Origin of the sequence: Psychrobacter sp. AOP31-B2-9 (assembly GCF_052378005.1) — a bacterium.
Classification (GTDB): domain Bacteria; phylum Pseudomonadota; class Gammaproteobacteria; order Pseudomonadales; family Moraxellaceae; genus Psychrobacter.
Map to the genome: position 1 here is coordinate 1 of NZ_JBQSXG010000243.1, position 1,970 is coordinate 1,970.

A 1,970-nucleotide genomic window follows, 5' to 3' on the forward strand; every position below is an offset into this window, starting at 1 on the left:
GTGGCTTTAAGTCGTTTGCAACCAGTTGCATGGTGTGTGTATCAATATTTTGCCATCGGCACGATAGAGTCTTTTCGTAGTTTTGCTTTTATCTCTTATCTGTCTTTTTAGATAAGAGCGAGTTTTCGACTTTACATATGTTTATCCCTGTCGGTCACACATTTATAAAATCAAAACATCGCCCTACGGGGTTAAAAACATTGCTACCCATTGCACCCATAGCCACAAAAAAACTGGTTAGGGCATGGTGTCAAGGTGGAGATTTTGGCAGTCTTTTTTGCCAAAATACTACCTTGATACTATGACATAATCAGTTAAAAAGATTGGCTTGGGTGTGTGGGTAATCAGCCCTAATTCATTGAGATTTTGATAATTGCCGTATTGGATACGTCACTACCGAAAAGTAGTGACGTATCCAATACGGCTTTATTTTTGGTGATTTGGGGTGAATTATGCTGAGTGATGGTTGCGTGATTTGCCAATTTTGACCCAAAAATAGGGGTGATTTTGGGCGTTTTTTCCTTTACTTGATACATTAGGTCTAAGTAGCGGATTAGAAATAGGGGTTATGATTGCTCTTAGGCTATATGACATAAGGGTTTATATTAAAATTATTGGGTAAAAAACTGGAAAAAGAATAATTGACAGGCGTAAAAAAACCTCGTATCGTCGGAATTGTCTAGAAACAAACGAATACAAGGTCTTTATTTATGTTCCCAAATCACGCAACCACTGTCAACGAAAATATTAAAAAGCATAACGAAAACGTTGATAAAAATATCCCTTCTGCAGAATTAATTGATTTTCTCTACGATAACGACTTGCCCGAAGGCGTAGATGTCTCTCTAGCGTCCTTATCTGCCCGTGACAGCGTTTGGGACACTCACAGGCTACATACATCCTATGTAAGTAAAATATACGCCTTAAACAGCGAATTTGAGCGATATAGCGAGCGTATGGATGAGTGTAGCGGATTTTTAAAGTTTGGATATAACGAGGATGACGGCTTGGTATTAAAACAAGCTGGTTTCTGTCGTGTACGCCACTGTACAACGTGTCAATGGCGAAAAACACTACTCTGGAAGGCTCTCATGTACCAAGCCTATGACCGCATCATACAAACACACCCTACACACCGCTTTATATTTTTAACCTTGACGCTCAAAAATCCGCCCATTGATGACTTGCGCGAAACCTTGCAGCACATGAACAAATCATGGCAAAGGCTGATTAAGCGCAAGGAATTTATGGCGGCTGTTAAGGGTTGGGTACGCACAACAGAAGTCACACGCCCCAAAGACCCCAAAGACAAAGACAAGAAATACAAAAGGGTTTGTCCGATAACTGGCAACACCCACGCACACCCACATTTTCACGTTATTTTGATGGTTGACCCGTCTTACTTTGGTAGGAATTATATCAAACGTCAACGGTGGCAAGAGCTTTGGGCTGATTGTCTTCGTATTGATTATATGCCGCAAGTAGATATTAGAACTGTTAAACCGAAAAAGGGTGCTGATGATGATGGTATGCGTGGGGCGATTGCTGAAACCTTGAAATACGCTACAAAGCCTGATGATATTACCCATGATGCCGAAAATCCTAGAAGTCGTGACTGGTTTTATGAGTTGACAAGACAAACATACCGCTTACGTTTTGTGGCTACTGGTGGATTGCTCAAAGACGCCCTGAAGCAAGATGATGATATTACCAATGAGGATATGATCGACACTGGCAACGATGACGAAACAACCGAAACCGATGACCGCCGTTTGAACTTTACGTTTTATGAGTCAAAAGGCGGTTACATGTATAACCCGAACCATAACGAGTAAGCAAAATTAAGCCTAAAATAAAATCGCCTTGTCATACACGTAACCCCTTAGCCCTGCTGTGCTAAGGGGCGTTTTTTTGTCAATTTGTATAACAGTGTGACCTTCATTTGTTATACACGGAAACCCTTTACCCGT

The 1,970-nt window shown here is 41.0% G+C and carries 1 protein-coding gene; it reads left to right on the forward strand.

Annotated elements, in window-relative coordinates; translation table 11 throughout:
- Positions 1-710 precede the first annotated feature (710 nt).
- Positions 711-1,835, forward strand: a complete 1,125-nt coding sequence (locus tag ACT3SX_RS14830) for a protein rep (protein ID WP_444761823.1) — start codon at positions 711-713, stop codon at positions 1,833-1,835.
- Positions 1,836-1,970: the final 135 nt, after the last annotated feature.